Raw genomic sequence first — 16,829 nt, forward strand, 5'->3', positions numbered from 1 at the left:
TCGGACCAAAAAGTTAAAAAAAACCTGCTTTGAAAAAATTTCCGCTGTTGCTTTTACTGACAGCCTGCATTGGTCAGGCCCAAGCTGTGCGGAAATACTCCAATGAATTCATGAATATAGGTGTCGATGCGGCCGCTTTGGGTATGTCGAACGCCGTTGTCGCAAGTACGAATGATGTGAATTCGGTCTATTGGAATCCGGCCGGGCTCATCAATCTCGAAGACAAACAGGTCAGCGCGATGCACGCAAGTTACTTCGCAAACATTGCCCAATACGATTATATTGGGTTTGCAATGCCGATAGACGACCGAAGCGCCTTTGGTTTTTCGGCCATGCGATTCGGGGTCGACGACATCATGAATACCACCCAGCTCATAGATGAACAGGGAAACATCGATTACAACCGCATCAGCTTATTCTCTACCGCCGATTATGCGTTTGTATTTTCATACGGACGGAAACTCCAGGTTCCGGGTTGGCAATACGGCGTAAATGCAAAAGTGATTCGTCGGGTCATTGGAAAATTCGCCAATTCGTGGGGGTTCGGTTTTGACGTGGGCATACAGTTCGAGCGCAACGACTGGAAATTCGGGATCATGGCACGCGACATCACCACCACATATAACGTTTGGTCCATAGACGAGAAGGAATACGAGAAAATCAGCAGTGCCATTCCCGGCGAAAATCAGGAACTACCGGAAAGTGCCGAGATTACGATGCCAAAATTAGCTCTGGGAATTTCAAGGCTATATGAATTCCATAATGAAATGACACTGCTTGCTGCGTTTAATCTTAATGCACGCTTTGAGCAGACGAACGACATCATTTCCACATCTGCAGTAAGTATCGATCCGGCTTTGGGATTCGAAGGCGGTTACATCGACATGGTTTTTTTACGCGCAGGTGTCGGCAACTTCCAGACGCTGACGCAGCTTGACGGATCGGACCGAATCGGTTTCCAGCCAAATGTGGGCGTCGGTTTCAAATACAAAGGCATACAAATCGATTATGCACTCACCGATTTGGGCGACCAGAGTGCGGCGTTGTATTCGAATATCTTTTCGGTCAAGGTTGACCTTGGCATTTTCCGCTAATTCGTAACTTGCGGCAAATCTATTTCCATGCGATTCCCGTTTAAGGCATTTTTGCTATTCCTTTTTACTGTATCGGCCTTTTCCCAGACCTTATCGGACAAAGCTCGCGTAAGCCTTATTACGTGTGGAAAGGGCGATCAATTGTATTCGCTTTTCGGACATACGGCTTTGCGGATCAATGATCCTGTAACCGGAATCGACAGGGTTTACAATTACGGCACTTTTGATTTCCGGACACCGAATTTCGTGTTGCGTTTCGTAAAGGGCGATATGCAGTACTTTGCGTCGGCGAGTTCGTTCAATGACTTTATATATGAATACCAATACGACAAACGATCGGTATTCGAACAGTTGCTCAATTTTCCGCAGGATAAGAAACAGGTACTTTTTGACCGGCTGAATAAATCGCTCCAAGGACCCGAAAAATTCTACACCTACAAGTTCCTCGACAACAACTGCACGACCAAAGTCATGGAATTGATCAATGATGTTTTGGGAAGTAAAGTGCTTAAGAAAGTTGGAAACAAAGAAGTCAGTTACCGGGATTTGATGTACACTGGTTTTGAAGGCCACTTTTTCGAGCAATGGGGAACGAGCTTGTTCTTCGGGCCGAAAGTAGACCGAAAAGCCGAAAATATTTTCCTGCCGATCGAACTTTGGGAAAGTGTGAATGCAGCTCAATATCGGAACAAACCTTTGTTGGAAAAGAACATTTCATGGCTTGTTTTTGACGATCCGGTCATGCCGTTTTCAATCTGGAACAATGTTTTTGTTTATCTGATTTTCCTCGCATTGCTTGTTTTCTGGCGCAATAAAACCCTTGTACTGTCTTACTTTACGATTGTTTCCTTACTCGGTGCTTTCTTTTGTTTTCAGGGATTGTACTCGTTCCATGAAGAATTGAAATGGGATTACAACGCCCTCTTGGTGAATCCGTTGCTATTCGGACTGGTCATCGCTTACCTGCGCAAATCAGACAGGCAGCTATTTATATGGAGCTGGATTAACCTGATTTGTCTTTTGCTGTATCTGGGTTGCATGATTACCAAAATCCATCTGCTAATCATGCTTCCTATGATAGTCGCTCACGGAATTATCCTGCTTACTTGGGCACTTCAATCTAGAAAAAGGTTAAAGGTTGACAGATAACAGTTATCGGTTATCTCTAAAAATAAGTTACTGATTCTGCTGGTTTCGGTTTAATCAAAATAAGGCAAAACCAATAGTATATAGACTAACTAACGGATGCTTTTCTGCAAAACAAGTAACTGTTAACCGTTATCTGTTAACAATTAACTACTGACCGCGGTAGAAAAGTACTGTACTAAGCGTTTTGACCACAATGTTGACATCGAGAAAAATGCTTCGGTGCTTGATGTAATACAAGTCATACTGTAACTTCATAAGACTGTCCGAAATAGAATCCCCATAAGAATAATTGACCTGAGCCCAACCTGTAAGTCCAGGTTTTACAACATGACGTGTTTCATAAAACGGCATGAGTTCGGCGATTTCATTTACAAAGACAGGTCGTTCCGGCCGCGGACCTATGACGGCCATATCGCCTTTCAGGATATTGATGAATTGAGGAAATTCATCCAGACGCGCCTTTCTCATGAACTTGCCAAAAGGCGTGATACGCGCATCGTTCGTCGTGGTAAAGACAGCTCCGTTGGCTTCGGCATTTTTAACCATGGTCCTGAATTTCAGGATGTTGAAAATTTCCCCGTTTTTCCCGACACGCTCTTGGGTGTAGAATAATTTTCCGCGGTTGCCAATGAGGTTGCCAATTACAATGAGCGGCAAAATGCTAAGACCAATAAGGATTCCGGTTATTGAAAAGAGAATTTCAAGTATCCGTATGATAAGTAGGTACAAATGGTTCTGGTTGCTTCTGCTGAAGGGAAAATATCTGTAGAAATCCTGAGACACATATTGAACCGGTATGCGTTGTGTAATTTCTTCATACACCTGGGTATATTCACGAATAATGAAACCTCCTTCGAGCATATGGATCAGCTGATTGTAAAGTAATGTGGTGATGCCATCTGTCTTTTGGGATGCGACAACAATTTCTGAAACCGAGTTTTTCTGGGCGAAAAGAGTCAAATCTGATGGATCTATTCCGACTATATTTTTAGAGACCGGATTGCTGCTGCCCTGGCTATCGGTATTCACAAAACCTACAATAGTGTAGTGAGGATATGTGGTGTTCAACCCTGCTACCAGTTCTTTCAACTGAGCCCCATCGCAAATAAGCACCGCTTTTTTCAAAAACCGTTGCGATGCAAGAAAACGTACATAAATGGATCTCCAGATAAAAAGCGCCCCAAGCACAGCCAGATAAAAATACAGAATCTGGATCCTGTTCGACGGAAGCAATGGGGTATATATAGGCGTAAGGAGATAGACCAGGACAGTCACCGAAGCTGTAAGCATGATGCTTCTTGTAATCTGGAACTGATTGCTGGCTACCTGAAGGTTATACATTTCGAACACACTTCCGACAACGGTAATGTAAAAGGCCAGAAAAATGGATGGCCACAACCGTTCTCCGGATAAAATAAGGTAGTCAAACTGACTGACGCTTTCAAGAAAAAAGAGCACTCCAAAAACCGCCAGGATGTCGAAGATCCTCAAAAGCAGTTTGCGCTCCGAAATCTCGAAATGCATCTTTTTAGCGTTCATGTGAAAGTGTCGTTTTGGCGTTCAGGCCGCAATTTAAGGAATAATATCCGACCTCTGGGTTATTTTAAAACGTCAAACCACTTTTGACGGACAATTTTCCAATCAAAATCGTCAACCATTTCTCTGCCCTTAACAACCATTCTTTCACACATTTCTGGATTTTCAACTAATCTGGAAATACTATTGGCCATTGCCGTTACATCTTCGCTTTCTACGAGTAAAGCCGTCTCTTCATTTTTAAGCAAAAAAGGTATTCCGCCCACATTGGTAGAAACGACCGGCAATCCTAAAGCCATCGCTTCTATTACGCTTACCGGCATATTATCGTAGCGCGTGGTATTGATAAAAACATCATATTCCTGAGATAGGGAAATCCATTCCGGCTTTGATAATCGCCCGGTAAAAAGCACATCGAGATTCTTTTTATTGGCGTGGGAAATAACTTTAGGCAAATATCCATTCTTATCAGGACCGACGATGCAAAGGCTCGATCCCGGGAATTTCTTAAGGAGCTGTTCATAGACATCCAAAGCCATTACAGGATTATAAATGGTAGATATGGCACGCACCCACAATAATTTCGGATGAACGGATGAACGTTTTTTAAATGGATAATTAGCGATATCTATGGTGTTTGGAATATATTTAATATCTGAAAATCCTTTTTGTTGGAAAATCGAAATCAAATATCCGGACGGAGCAATGTTCCTGTACGAATGGTTGAAAAGCAACCTGCAAAAGAACGGGCTCTTGTTGAGGCGTTTGGGCAAATCACCTCCGTGCAGAAAAGGAATATACTTTATATGCAACATACGGCACAATTGACTTATTATCAACGCGTACCAAAAGTTAACAGCTCCGTAAGTATCTATAATGACATAATCTATGGAGAAAGACCGACGTAACAAAGCCCCAATCATATCACACATCCGGAAGAACTTATTTTTGACCGTTGAGGCATAATATACCGTGAAACCTTCGGATTCAAGCATAGGGCCAAGTGTTTCTATTGTAGTAGCCGTTTGTCCATGAATCATTAGCTTGTTGCCGATATACAAAATTTTCTTCATTCTAAAGGCTTTGCAATGGCAACTGTAGAGTTGAGATTATCACTTTTATACAGGGTTTTATCAGGTCACTTGCAAATATAATAAACGGTCTATTAACCGGACACAGACATGAAGATTTTTGAAAAATTCAAATAATCGGGATTCCATTGATTTCCGAGGATGAAATATCCCGCAAAGCACATAAAATCCAACCTGATCTTGCTATTCTTCTTCGTCTATCAAAAATATAGGGGAAGACATTACTGTCATTACAAACAGAAATAATCCCAGCAGCCCAAACAAAGCCCGGTAAACATAAAAATGCTCCCCAAAAAATAACGATACCAATGCAGATATTGTCAATCCCTGCATTGCTACACGCAACTTCCTGAAATGTGGCATCTTAACAAAAAGGTACATGCAAAGCCATCGGAAATAGAATACCATTCCCAACAATCCCACCTCATATATAAGACTTAAATACATATTATGTGCTGACGACCGGGTTTCAAGACGGTTATTAAATCCCCTGCCGAAAGGGATGTAATAAAATTCTTCTGCAATGAGCCCTATATATTTCACAAAAATTTCCTTTCTACCTGCACCAAGATCTTCATATAAATCCCCCACTTTAGCCTCTTGGATATCATCAGGGTTGTTAATTTTTTTTTCGACCCTACCCTGGTAGACTTCGAATGCCTTTTCTATAACCTGAGGCTGAAATGTTGCCAACCCAATTGAAATAAAAAAAATTGCGATAGACGAATAAACAAAACTTAACGGTTCCCTGAGTGAAAAATATCCCAGCAAAATGGCTCCGGCTACATAAGATGTCCTTGACCCGGACATGACAAGCGTTATAAGACAAAGCACTATTGTTATTAACAGCAAAATTTTATTGAGTTTGATGCGCTTTTCATTAACAAGCCCCATGGACATACCCAAAATGAGCACGCAGGTCATCCCTACCACAATCTTATTTGGGCCAAAAGTCCCAGACATAAAACCAAGATAACTTCTCCTGTATTCTTCATTCCATAAAAAAGGGATTACCCCAAAATTCTGAAGAATTACAACCAAAAGAGCAGCACAACATAAGTAAAGGCTGAATTTTGTTATTTTTTCAATAAATCCGGGCTTTAAAATTAGTATCGAAATAAAAACGCCGTTAAGGAAAAAAATAAAAAAATGATAGTAGTATAAAAAACTCTGGATTATATAAAGTAGTTTATTTGACGTAATGCTTGAAATGGCAGTAAAGAAAAGAGTAAGCAGCGCATATACCAGAAAATCATACAAAGCACTAAAAACCTTTACGCTTCTTATATAAGTATTGATTAGGGCAAAATTCCGGAAGTAATGAAAAACCAAAAGAAAGCCTGCAAAATCATACAGCCTCAATTCATTATTTCCTGTAGCGCTATACGTTATGACAGACATATTGTAGAAATACGAAAGCACCATTCCATATACAGACCATTCCAGGTATTTCGATTTCAATTTCTCGTAAATCATTTTCCTGAATTCTGTCCGGGTTATAGTTTTGATTACGGACATGACTGCTGTATGAATTTAAAATACTGTTCTATGACTGCCTTTTCAGAATAGTTTTCCTCAATGGTCTTTTTGAGTTTCGATCCAAACGCTGCCCGAAGTTCGCGGGAAGACATCAGTTTTATAAGTTTTTCCGAAAATTCCGCCTCATTGCCGGATTCTGCAAGAAAACCAGTTTCGCCATCGGCAATCACTTTTGGAATATCACCGACCGAAGTTGCCACAACTGCTTTATGCTGCATTCCGTATTCAATGAGCGCCACGGGCAAACCTTCTGATTTTGAGGTAAGGATACAAATTTCAGATTCGGAAATTATTTTTGCGGAATCCGGACGCGATCCGTACAAAAAGACGCTTCCTTCTAAATTTTCGTTTTGGATGGTTTCCCGAAGCTCACGCGAATATTCATCTTTGAAATCTTTTCCTACCAGATGGAAACTCCAGTCAGGGAATGCCAAACGAATCTTTTGCGCAACCTTTATCAACAGGAAATGATCTTTTTGTTCACGTAAATTCGCCAGACACAGAATTTTACTTTGGGGATTTCCGCAGAGTACTGAAGTTTCATGCTGACGGATTTCATCGACTCCAAAATTTGTATAATTGGGCAGAAAGATGACTTTGGGACATTTGAGTTCATTGATTGCCCAAGCTCTGAGCTTTTCATTGACCGTAATAATTCCACAAAAATATCCGGAAAATGTTTTCAGAAGCCCAAATTTGCGTTGGTCGAGAAAGTCGCTCAATCCGTAGTGATCGTGCCAGATTACTTTGATACCCGGATAGACGAATTTTAGCATTGCCGCCACAAAATAGCTTGTGCCGTGTGCGTGTGCATGTGTAATGTTATGGGCGACACAAAATTTCCGAAGCCTCATAATCGCCCCAAAATCAAGCGTATTTTTTCGTTGGAGAGATAACGTTACTACATCATCACCAACAGCCGATTTCAAAGGCCCGTCATGCCTTGTGCTGACCAGGGCAGAAAATCCGGTTCTCTTGAAAATGGCGTTTGCGTAATTCACAGCCATGCGTTCGGCACCTCCAATTTCGAGTGAATCTATAATCTGGACGATTCTCATTCCTGCATCAATTGCGCTATTTGGCTATCGAACAAATCTAAGGTAAATTGGCGTGACCACGAAATGCCCTGTTTTGCCATGTTACTGTATTTTGTTTCGTCACCCAACAGATTTTCTATTTGAGTGACATCTGCCAATAAATTCATTTCGAGCAAATTTCCTCTTGCACCATTTCCAATCATGTAAGGCACGCAGGAAACTTTGGTGGAGATTGGGACACAACCCCAGAACATAGCTTCGGCAACGACTTTGGGCCAGCCTTCGCTTTTTGACGGAAGCACAAGGAAATGATGTGACTGATAGGCTTTGCGGACTACCTGTTCCTGCTGATTGCCGTGGAGTTCGATGTAATCCGAAGCATTATTTTGCTGAATATAGGCTTTTAAATCATCGCGTAGCAATCCATCTCCGTAAATATCGAGCTTTACATTTTTGCCTTTCCGATACAGATTCCGCACAATGTCTATCGCGTATTCTGGTCGTTTCCCTTTTGACAAACTGCCGACAAACAAAAACCGGATGGGTTGATTGAATTCCCGGATTGCAACTGGCTCTTTATCTGATTCTTTGTAAGTCGCCGTGAAAAACGGTTTTATGTTAGCCGATTTGTCGTTAAAATCGCCATAGACCAAAACCGTCATGTTGCGGGTCAGGAAATTGTTTGAAAGCAGGTATCGCTGGAGCCTGTAGCTAAACGGTTGCTTTGATTCCGGATCCCAATTTCCTGCATACTTGGCCGTTTTCTTTTTTTGGGGAAACAATATCTGGACAAAACATCCCAACAGCCCCATGTTTCCGGGACAACGCAAATGGATGTGGTCGGCTTTTCTCATGACCGAAAAAATCCGGAACAAAATAACCGGGATATTTACAAGCGTCAAAAAAAAATCTTTTACAGAAGTGACATTGAATGCCGGCACCGAAATGAACGTTACGGGTTTGTCATAAGGCAGATCGATTTGATCCGGCGTTTTTTTGGAAATAGGAGCTACAATAAGGATTTTATCGGCCTTGGCATTCCACAAGTTCATTTCACGTACATAAGGTCCGTATCCGAAAATTTGGGAGCCGTATTCTGTATGCACTACATGGGTTATTATGGCAAAAGTCATGAATTGTGGCTTATTGTAAGATAAACATTCCGTACAGCATCATGAGACAAAGTGTGGCAAAATTTGCCGTCAAAAAAGAATGACTGTATTTTTCTCTTCTGGCTTGTTCTGAAAAAAAAATGGTGACCGGCAACAGAATGGACGCATACCAACGTGATTCAATAAAGGATATGGCAATTAATGAAACCAATATCATCACAAATGCAAAACTCATTGGAACAAACAATCCAAACAGGCCTTCATTGCCAAAAAAGTAGCCTCTCATAAAGTAGAAAAAGCAAAACAACATCATAAAACCAATAGCGTGTACCGAAAAAAAGACGCTGTCGGCTAGGTTTTGAAAGAATTCAATAATGGTCAGTTCGGGATTCGTGACAAGTGTTCCCAATGCATCTGAAGGTAATGATTGCTGCCCGTTTTCTTCCATGTAATACAAAACTTCATCCCAGTCTGCATAGGTGTAATCAGCAATAAACCCCTGGTCGATCATAATCCGGGACAAATACCTCAATTGCCACATATTGGCATTTTTGACTGTTTCAGGAACCCTGTCATCATAGGAAAGTTTACCGTTACGCAGCATGCCGGGAATATTCAGTACCACAAAAAATGTTATCAGAAAAAGGTGTGGGATTGACTTTTTCAATCGAGGGCGCCATCCGGTACTGTAAACAAGATAACATCCCAGAATGACTGCAAGAAGATAAAAAAGAACAATCTCCCTGGTAAAAAAAGCAACAATGAGACCTAAAAACCCCCAATTAAGGTTACTGTCCTTTGTATCGTCCAGATACAGCATGGTTTCGGTAAAAAAGACAACCATACCTGCAATGAATAAAACATCGCTAATTCCGCTAAAAAAGAAATGGGCCGTACCGAAATAGAACAGGAAATAAATGACCACGTCTGTATTGAGTTTCCTAATTCTGACTATATAGTACAGCAGAAAAAGCATAATCAATACATTGATTGTCCGCAATGCCACAAGCGGGCTAAACAGTAATGCCAAGGGGTAGGCAAGTAACATTTGGGGTAATGAAACCTGACTGGCCGATGCTGCCCAAAATCCGTTATCCATTACAAATTGCAAATCGCCTATAAAGATAAATTCATCTCCGTGGGCTGGCCGTGACAGAAAAACAAGTGCCATAAGAACAACATACAATACACTTAAGACGAGAACAACTGGCTGCAAACGCAGGTTCAGCCGCTGGCAAAAGGTATTGATAAAGTTCAAATCCATAAAATTGTTGTGGCGTATACAGAAAGAAGAAGATTCGGGCAAATTTAGTCTTTTGGATTTTATCCGAGCTTATAAAACCACACTTTACACACAATAAATCAACGCGAAATCAGGAAAGTAACCCAAGAAATTTAGCGCAATAACTTTCCATTGAAAAAAGGTCTTTATATGTCAATCGCGAATTACTTTGTAGCCGATGCCAATCGAAAGATTCCAGTTCTACCCGTTCCAAAAGATTTTGAATCGAATCGACATCCGGATAAAATTTGAGGCACTCACGGTCTTCTTCAAGATATTCCGAAATACCGGCCAACGTAGAAATGAGCAACGGAACTTTGTTCATAAGTGCTTCGACACCAACCAGCGGCAATGTATCGGCAAGTGAAGGCAAGATTACAAAATCGGCTGTGCGAAGATATGAATCAATCTCGCTGTAATCTTTAACTCCATCGTAAATGGCCGTTGGCGCTAATGTAAGCATTGATTCTATTTCTTCCTTTTGTCCCGGCCCCGCCAAAGTCAGACGCAATTTAGATTGGGGAAATTTCCTGATGTGATTTCCAAATGCCTTGAGCAGCACTTCCACCCCTTTTGAACGTAGCATTCGTCCTAAATAAACCAGAATGATAGTGTCCTGGCTTTTTACAGATGACGACCCTTTAAATCTATCTGGCAGCGGATTAAGCAGCACATGTGTTTTGGTGTAATTGAAATTCTGTTTTAAATCACGCTGGGCCACCGCCGAGGGACAGACTATGGTATCGCAAAAAACATGATACAAAACCCGTTTGCGCAGTTCCTTAATACGCTGAAAGAGTGACTTGGACTTTTCAAAAAAGTGTATTGTATGGTAATGGCCAATAGTTTTACATCTGCCCAGCGACAGAATCTTGGCAACGGGAATAACAATATTGGCACCCACAAAATGCCCAATGACGTTTTGTGGCTTGTATTTATTGAATAGTTTTGCAAACCAGTAAAAATCAGCCATTGAGCCGGGACGATTTTGGGTAGGCCAGGAATAAACGATTACTTCACCCGGCGAAACATTCGCATGGAACGGTTCTTTAAAATAAGGCCGATGGGAAACAAAAATAACCCTGAAACCCTGACGTGCCAGATAATGGGCCAATTCGTGGCTCATTGCCGCAAACGAATCGGTTGAATAATTATGGGCAATGAGTACGGTTCGCATAAATTGTTTTGTTTTAACAGATGAAATGATTTTAATATCTGTTCAGGAAATTATTTGAGGCTTGATTATAAGTAGTTTCAACCATGCCGAATATCGTCCCATCGCCTCCCGAAAGGCTTCTTTCTTGTCCTTCTCCGTAAAGCTATTCCCCAATCTTATGGTTGCGAGCAAAAGCGTCACTGCATGCCATTTGATTTTTGCTTTTACAGATGGTTTCGGATAGCCCACACGCCAAACATACCAGCCATTACGCACTACCATTTTTCCATATTTATATTTATCCGGACGTCCTCCGGGATCGTGAAAATGACTCAGCCGAACTTTGGTATTGATGATGTTTTTTCCGAATTTCTTTGCCCTTAGGCTAAAATCGGCATCTTCATACAGGCCATAGCCTTCAAAATATTGGGAAAAACGTATTTGATTGAAGACGTCATGCCTGAATGCGAAGGACATGCCTATGAGCAAATCCACTTCATATTGTTTGCCGTTCAACGGATAACCGGAAGTACGCCCATGTGAGAAATCCGGCATGCATCCGGGCAGTAAAGGGCTGTTAAGCCCCAGATAATTGCGAATCACGTTTCGTTGTCCGTCACGATAAACGAATCCATCCAAACAATAATACTTGTGTTTATCATATGCCTTTCCTGGAATAGCCGGCAACCACTTGTTTTCATTGATGGCAACTCCGCCTACTCCGGCTACCAAAGGATTTTTCTCAAATGTGTCGACGATATTTTCAAAATAATCGGGTTCCAGTATCGTATCATCATCTACATAACAAATGATTTTTGACGATGGATCCACACGATCGAGACCATAATTACGCTGTCTTGTCAGTCCACGTGACTCATCAGGGACTTTAAAATATTGGACGTTTTCATAACCAGATGATTCAATCATGCCTTTGGTAAATTCGTCTCTCGATCCGTCAATAATCAGGATTTCGTCCGGATATAAGGTCTGAACCTTAATGGATTCAAGTAAGTTCTTACATGGCTCCGGCCGCATATATGTACAAATGATAAGGCTGAGTTTCATCAGGAACTTCTTTTTCCAAGATCAACCAGTCGTTTTGCATATCCGACAGATTTATTGAACTGCATGATTCGGTACGGCAGGTTGAAAAGACGTTTGGGCAATTTTGTCAACGATCCTTTAAAAAGAAAGGTGAAGAAGTATTTGTGCTTATACTCTTTGATCAGTTCTTTCCCGTGATGCTTGTAATAAAAATACATGACCGTAGGACTTGGAGCCGGCCTGAGCCATTTTACAGGATGATCCAATTCCCAAGGCTGTATTTTTCTGGTCTTGCCCAATTGCCTGGCCTGCGCACCCCAAACCCTGTATCCTCCGGCGGGCGGTTTGAGGTGTAGGTTGACTGAGTACGGATTCGTCAGGACAAGCGTACCTTGCTTGATCAGCGAATAGGCAAAATCTCCATCTTCGCCATAACCTCCATCATAATTGATGTCGTTTCCACCTACTTCAAGAACCTTATCGCGTTTGACGCATCCGTTTGAATTACTGAAAATCCGAACTACACCAGCCGCAAACTCCCGTTTTTCCAACCCGGCCAGTTTGCTGGTCAACTGTGAAAGGTTATCCCTGTAATCATCTGCCCGAATATCAAGGCCACCGGAAGCATCTACTTTATTTGTCTGAAGAAACCGCAAATGTTTTTCGACAAAATCTGGTGGAATCCGAATATCATCATCACCAAACAGGATATATTCTCCCGTACAAGCAGTTATTGCTTCATTCCTGGCGCGGCAACTTCCTTTGGTTTGCTGCCAGAAAACTTTAAGGTCAAAACTGTATTTTGAAGGATCATATAGCGATTCATCTCTCATATCCGGCTGGGTTGCATCAACCACAATAACCTCCAAAGGCAAATATTCCTGGTTTTGCAAATCATCAAGCAACTGCAGTGTGTAATCCTGACGGTTCATGGTCGGGATGATGTAACTTACAGCAGGCTTTCCTTTCAATGGCTCAAGATTGCGCGAAGGAATAAAAGCAGTCATTGGACGAAAAGGATATTTTTTCCTGGCTTTTGACAACGCAACCCATTCTGCTATATTCCAAAAACCTTTGCGATATAGCATGAATAACGAGTGTTGTTTTTTAAAATTCCTGGCAAAAAAACCGTAGCGATCTTCTCTGCTGATGCTATGCGTATTTAGAGCCGCATTTGTAAAAAGCCCCTTTTGATACAATGGAACCGCACCTTGATTCCGCAGTGCATTATAGGCAAAATCAAGAGCTTGCATGAACGGATTTGTGTAAATCAGGTCAAAACCTCCCAACTGATCCCATACCGTTTCACGTACAGCAAAATTATCCGGGTCGAGGCGCCAGCTTACGCTTTGGTCGAGCCCGTGAAAGTCATTTAAAAACCAAAAGAACGTAGCCGTTTGGTACACCAAATCCGGAAAAGCATCCCTGAATCCAAAATCCAACGAACTGTGCCAAATATCTCCAGGGCCATCAGCAAGCATTTCGAGCATAGGTAAATTCGGTGAACCTTTGTACAATATGGTCTCGCCGTTTGATGTGGTGAATCGGGAAAATCCGATATGCGTCATTCTTTTAACTATTCTAATGGATTATTTGGTTTTTGATTGCCCGTGGCAAAAGAAACAGATTCTGGCAACATGACCTCATGTTTGAGTTAGATTCTTTAAAATCTGTTGGTAAAAAGCGATGTTTTTTTCTGCAATCATTTTTGAATCGAACTTTGCCGAAACAAATTCGCGTGCATTTTTTCCAATTTGGTAACACAATTCGTTATCAGATAAAAGCATTGCTATCTTTTGGGCAAAATCACCGTGATTCGTCGGATCTTCCATAAAACCACTTTTGCCATCTTCCATGATTTCACTGACCCAGCCAAAATTACTGCTCACAACCGGCTTTTGCATCGCCATGGCTTCAATAGTTACCATTCCCATTGTTTCTGCAAATGTTGGATATAGGCAAACTTGTGCTTTCAGTATGTGCTGCTGCATTTGCTGATACGGTATTTTTCCTAGCCATTCTACCAGATGTCGCTTTTCTGCATCTATGCTTTCCTGTATCAATTGCCAGGTAGATTGATGTCCGGTTTTTATGTCAGGCGCATCACCTCCTATCAAAACGAGCCTGGCATTTGGATATTTTTTCCATACTTCTTTTAGTATGGCAGGTAATTCGAGAACTCCTTTTTTCCGAATCAGCGTTCCGGTATAAAGCAGCAAACCGGAATCAAAATCCAAAGGAGTCTGATTCTTGAATTTATCAGTAGACAACCCATTGTAAATTACCTCGACGGGCTTTTTTATTTCCAGTAACGATGCACTGAGCTCTGCGGCAAATTTTGTGGGTGCTACAAAAGCATCTGCATTTTTGGCGGCAACTTTTTCAAACCAGCGATTCTTCCATTTTTGCGGGCGTTTCTCCAGATGGCAAAAATAGGTATCGCTACCATGAAACCTCATTACCAACGGGACCGGAAAACTACAAAAGGCTGTAATGCCAGTCCAGTCAGGAGCTTCGATTATATTTATAGTATGGATTCTTATTTTTTGGCTGATGAAATCCTGGAGAAATTTTCTGTTGAAATACCAACCTGCGAAACGATAGTTCCTGTTTTTGATACGATACAGAATGTAACCGTCTTCTGCAATTTCCTCATCGGCATCCTGTCCGTAAACAAATAAGATGACTCGTATGCCCTTTTTCACAAGCTCAGGTACCAGATTGCCCAGACTTGTACCAATTCCTGCGGTTTGACGAACAGAACCGTGCGGATATTCCGGTGTGATGAAACCTACGGTCGTAGTCATTGCGTATTTATGATATATCCGTCCGAGCCTTTTTGAGAAATGACGGCGGAAGCCGGAGCAGCTACAACATTAAAATCTGCTACATCAAACGTAACAACAGAATTTGCTCCTATAAGAACATCGTTACCAATAGAAATTCCTCCCAGAATCAAAGCTCCGGGACCAATAAAAACACGATCTCCTATTTTAGGTATTCCGGCATTTTTCCCTCTGGCCAAAACACCAATGGTCATTCCTTGCGATAAATTACAATTAGAACCGATTACCGTATCTCCGTGAATCACGATGCCTCCAAAATGCCCAATGTAAAGACCTGGCCCAATGACGGTCCTGTAAGAAATATCAAAGCCATATTTGTATTTTACACGTCTGAGTAATCTGAAGAAGAAATAAAACAGCACCCGGTTCTTGCGCCTGTAATGCTGGCAATACCGGAATGCAATACTGAATTTGACACCCGGAGCCACATGTGTAAATGCTAATTTAAGAAGCAAAAACAGGCTCACGGGCTTACGTATGTCATAGCGTAAAAGATCCTGCTGAAGAATTTGTTTTACAGTCATGCTCCGGTTATTATTTCTTGCATGGCCTTAAAGATACGTTCTGATGCGGAATTGGCTGGCATCAATGTGATTTTTTCAAACCATTGCGTTGCGTGATCTATCGTCGGTTTTGGATTTTCGAGCATTTGCAGGATGGCGCCAGCTATGCTTTCCGGTGAATCGAGCCAAATGACCGATTCCTTCGAAGGCATGGATCTGAAATGCACATATTTGTATATCTTATCGATATCCCATGATTTGTCTGAGCGTTCCGGATGATTGTAATTAATATAAGCGCATGGCTTTTGATGGGCCGCAAAATCAAAAACCATAGAAGACCCTAAATTTATAGCCCCAAAGGTATGACGGGCCGTATTGGCAAGCAGCTTCGAATCTTCAGGCATGGCTACGACAGATTGCCACGATTCCCCGCGAGCTTCCCAAATTGGATCAACAGCAGTAATCAGATGCGAAAATTCATTGAGGACATCATCATAACGGGAACTGAAATCTACAGGACATCGCCGGAACAGAATACCCAATTGATAACCTTGTAAATTGAGCTTTTCGATGGCTAATGCCGTATCTCTGAGATATGAAGGATCATCTGGCGAGGTAGTGATATCATCACCCGAATAACAAACATACTCTTTGGAAGCATCAAGGTTGTTCAGGCGGAAAAACACTTCTTTGGACAGCATTTCGTTTTCGTCATAATGCGATTCAAATTGGGTCGTTCCGCAAACCACGATTTGTTCTTCGCTTATGTAAGGGTAATATTCCAGAAGTTGCTTTTTCATCAACCCGCTCCAAACAAAATAGTAATCGCATTCGAGTACCATTGTCGCTTTGGGTAAATTGTCCCATGAAAAAATGAACGTCGCTGTTTTTATTCCCAAATCCCGGGCAGCGAGAATGGGGGCAATAGCCGAACTGTGGCGCTGATTGCTGCAGAAAAGCAAATCCGGTTTATTCGTTTTAAGAAAATCCACCGATTTTTTATACGCTTCTGTACTTCTTTCCAGTTGATGAATGCGACTCCTGATTTTTGCCAGCCCAGTATCTGAACCAAAGCGTGTTATCAGATACTTTGTGAACAGGATGCGCATTCCTGACTTGAAATTCCTGGCCTTTAGAGGAAAACGATACGTATCATACACGTTGTCTTTGAACCTTCCGGAAAAAAGATTCAGCTCGATTTCCTTACGGGCGTTTTTGTATAAATCTGTTAAAGGATGTAGACGTGACCCTGAAAAAATGACCTCATTCAAACCCAGAGAGGACAGTGACATTGCCGTGTTGTTCCAAAAAATCAAATCGCATGAGCCATCTGTGGCAAGTTGCGGCAGTTTGGTGTACGCAAAAGTCCGTAACCCGACCCCGTCCGGAAGCAGTATGACTATCTTGTTTTGCGTATCAGGAATCATGGCGGGCCAAAGA

General features: G+C 41.8%; 14 protein-coding genes. 2 read left to right on the forward strand and 12 right to left on the reverse strand.

Annotated features, from left to right (window positions below; translation table 11 throughout):
* Positions 1 to 29 precede the first annotated feature (29 nt).
* Complete coding sequence (locus G6047_RS15620) at positions 30 to 1,094, forward strand: putative type IX sorting system protein PorV2 (protein WP_449404256.1); 1,065 nt, start codon at positions 30 to 32, stop codon at positions 1,092 to 1,094.
* Positions 1,095 to 1,121: 27 nt separating this feature from the next.
* Positions 1,122 to 2,243 carry an Lnb N-terminal periplasmic domain-containing protein gene (locus G6047_RS15625; protein WP_169528557.1) on the forward strand — a complete coding sequence of 374 codons (1,122 nt, stop codon included), beginning with the start codon at positions 1,122 to 1,124 and terminating at the stop codon, positions 2,241 to 2,243.
* 147 nt (positions 2,244 to 2,390) lie between these two features.
* On the opposite strand, the gene G6047_RS15630 is transcribed toward G6047_RS15625, so the two are convergent.
* The 12 genes from G6047_RS15630 to G6047_RS15685 all read right to left on the reverse strand — a co-directional run bounded on the left by G6047_RS15630 (position 2,391) and on the right by G6047_RS15685 (position 16,816).
* Positions 2,391 to 3,782 (reverse strand): exopolysaccharide biosynthesis polyprenyl glycosylphosphotransferase, encoded by a 1,392-nt coding sequence (locus tag G6047_RS15630; protein WP_169528558.1) that lies wholly within the window; start codon positions 3,780 to 3,782, stop codon positions 2,391 to 2,393.
* Positions 3,783 to 3,841: 59 nt separating this feature from the next.
* Positions 3,842 to 4,852, reverse strand: coding sequence for a glycosyltransferase family 4 protein (locus G6047_RS15635; RefSeq protein ID WP_169528559.1), 1,011 nt, complete (start codon positions 4,850 to 4,852; stop codon positions 3,842 to 3,844).
* Between the two features lie 201 nt (positions 4,853 to 5,053).
* Entirely contained in the window at positions 5,054 to 6,346 is a 1,293-nt protein-coding gene (locus G6047_RS15640) for an O-antigen ligase family protein (RefSeq protein WP_169528560.1), read from the reverse strand.
* 32 nt (positions 6,347 to 6,378) lie between these two features.
* Complete coding sequence (locus G6047_RS15645) at positions 6,379 to 7,467, reverse strand: glycosyltransferase family 4 protein (protein WP_169528561.1); 1,089 nt, start codon at positions 7,465 to 7,467, stop codon at positions 6,379 to 6,381.
* On the reverse strand, positions 7,464 to 8,579 hold the full coding sequence (locus tag G6047_RS15650) for a glycosyltransferase family 4 protein (RefSeq protein ID WP_169528562.1): 1,116 nt from the start codon (positions 8,577 to 8,579) through the stop codon (positions 7,464 to 7,466). The genes G6047_RS15645 and G6047_RS15650 overlap by 4 nt, the downstream gene beginning before the upstream one ends.
* A 10-nt stretch (positions 8,580 to 8,589) precedes the next feature.
* Positions 8,590 to 9,822, reverse strand: a complete 1,233-nt coding sequence (locus tag G6047_RS15655) for a hypothetical protein (RefSeq protein ID WP_169528563.1) — start codon at positions 9,820 to 9,822, stop codon at positions 8,590 to 8,592.
* Positions 9,823 to 9,931: 109 nt separating this feature from the next.
* Complete coding sequence (locus G6047_RS15660) at positions 9,932 to 11,017, reverse strand: glycosyltransferase family 4 protein (protein WP_169528564.1); 1,086 nt, start codon at positions 11,015 to 11,017, stop codon at positions 9,932 to 9,934.
* A 42-nt stretch (positions 11,018 to 11,059) separates the two neighbouring features.
* Positions 11,060 to 12,061 (reverse strand): glycosyltransferase family 2 protein, encoded by a 1,002-nt coding sequence (locus G6047_RS15665; protein WP_169528565.1) that lies wholly within the window; start codon positions 12,059 to 12,061, stop codon positions 11,060 to 11,062.
* The gene (locus G6047_RS15670; protein ID WP_211165466.1) at positions 12,061 to 13,608 is read right to left on the reverse strand and encodes a glycosyltransferase; all 1,548 of its coding nucleotides are present in this window, start codon (positions 13,606 to 13,608) and stop codon (positions 12,061 to 12,063) included. The genes G6047_RS15665 and G6047_RS15670 overlap by 1 nt, the downstream gene beginning before the upstream one ends.
* A gap of 75 nt (positions 13,609 to 13,683) precedes the next feature.
* Positions 13,684 to 14,847: a glycosyltransferase family 4 protein gene (locus G6047_RS15675; RefSeq protein WP_169528566.1), complete on the reverse strand. Its 1,164-nt coding sequence runs from the start codon at positions 14,845 to 14,847 to the stop codon at positions 13,684 to 13,686.
* Positions 14,844 to 15,410, reverse strand: coding sequence for a serine O-acetyltransferase (locus G6047_RS15680; RefSeq protein WP_169528567.1), 567 nt, complete (start codon positions 15,408 to 15,410; stop codon positions 14,844 to 14,846). Before G6047_RS15680 ends, G6047_RS15675 begins: the two co-directional genes overlap by 4 nt.
* Positions 15,407 to 16,816 carry a UDP-glycosyltransferase gene (locus G6047_RS15685; RefSeq protein ID WP_169528568.1) on the reverse strand — a complete coding sequence of 470 codons (1,410 nt, stop codon included), beginning with the start codon at positions 16,814 to 16,816 and terminating at the stop codon, positions 15,407 to 15,409. The genes G6047_RS15680 and G6047_RS15685 overlap by 4 nt, the downstream gene beginning before the upstream one ends.
* Positions 16,817 to 16,829: the final 13 nt, after the last annotated feature.

This window comes from Flavobacterium silvaticum (genome assembly GCF_012911565.1).
GTDB classification, from domain to species: Bacteria; Bacteroidota; Bacteroidia; order Flavobacteriales; family Flavobacteriaceae; genus Flavobacterium; species Flavobacterium silvaticum.

What these genes read in the sequence shown, in the direction of transcription:
- G6047_RS15675 (WP_169528566.1), bottom strand. Translation starts at nt 14,847, where the DNA reads ATGACTACGACCGTAGGTTTCATCACACCGGAATATCCGCACGGTTCT.
- G6047_RS15625 (WP_169528557.1), top strand. Translation starts at nt 1,122, where the DNA reads ATGCGATTCCCGTTTAAGGCATTTTTGCTATTCCTTTTTACTGTATCG.
- G6047_RS15645 (WP_169528561.1), bottom strand. Translation starts at nt 7,467, where the DNA reads ATGAGAATCGTCCAGATTATAGATTCACTCGAAATTGGAGGTGCCGAA.
- G6047_RS15665 (WP_169528565.1), bottom strand. Translation starts at nt 12,061, where the DNA reads ATGAAACTCAGCCTTATCATTTGTACATATATGCGGCCGGAGCCATGT.
- G6047_RS15650 (WP_169528562.1), bottom strand. Translation starts at nt 8,579, where the DNA reads ATGACTTTTGCCATAATAACCCATGTAGTGCATACAGAATACGGCTCC.
- G6047_RS15655 (WP_169528563.1), bottom strand. Translation starts at nt 9,822, where the DNA reads ATGGATTTGAACTTTATCAATACCTTTTGCCAGCGGCTGAACCTGCGT.
- G6047_RS15660 (WP_169528564.1), bottom strand. Translation starts at nt 11,017, where the DNA reads ATGCGAACCGTACTCATTGCCCATAATTATTCAACCGATTCGTTTGCG.
- G6047_RS15680 (WP_169528567.1), bottom strand. Translation starts at nt 15,410, where the DNA reads ATGACTGTAAAACAAATTCTTCAGCAGGATCTTTTACGCTATGACATA.
- G6047_RS15670 (WP_211165466.1), bottom strand. Translation starts at nt 13,608, where the DNA reads ATGACGCATATCGGATTTTCCCGATTCACCACATCAAACGGCGAGACC.
- G6047_RS15640 (WP_169528560.1), bottom strand. Translation starts at nt 6,346, where the DNA reads ATGATTTACGAGAAATTGAAATCGAAATACCTGGAATGGTCTGTATAT.
- G6047_RS15630 (WP_169528558.1), bottom strand. Translation starts at nt 3,782, where the DNA reads ATGAACGCTAAAAAGATGCATTTCGAGATTTCGGAGCGCAAACTGCTT.
- G6047_RS15635 (WP_169528559.1), bottom strand. Translation starts at nt 4,852, where the DNA reads ATGAAGAAAATTTTGTATATCGGCAACAAGCTAATGATTCATGGACAA.
- G6047_RS15685 (WP_169528568.1), bottom strand. Translation starts at nt 16,816, where the DNA reads ATGATTCCTGATACGCAAAACAAGATAGTCATACTGCTTCCGGACGGG.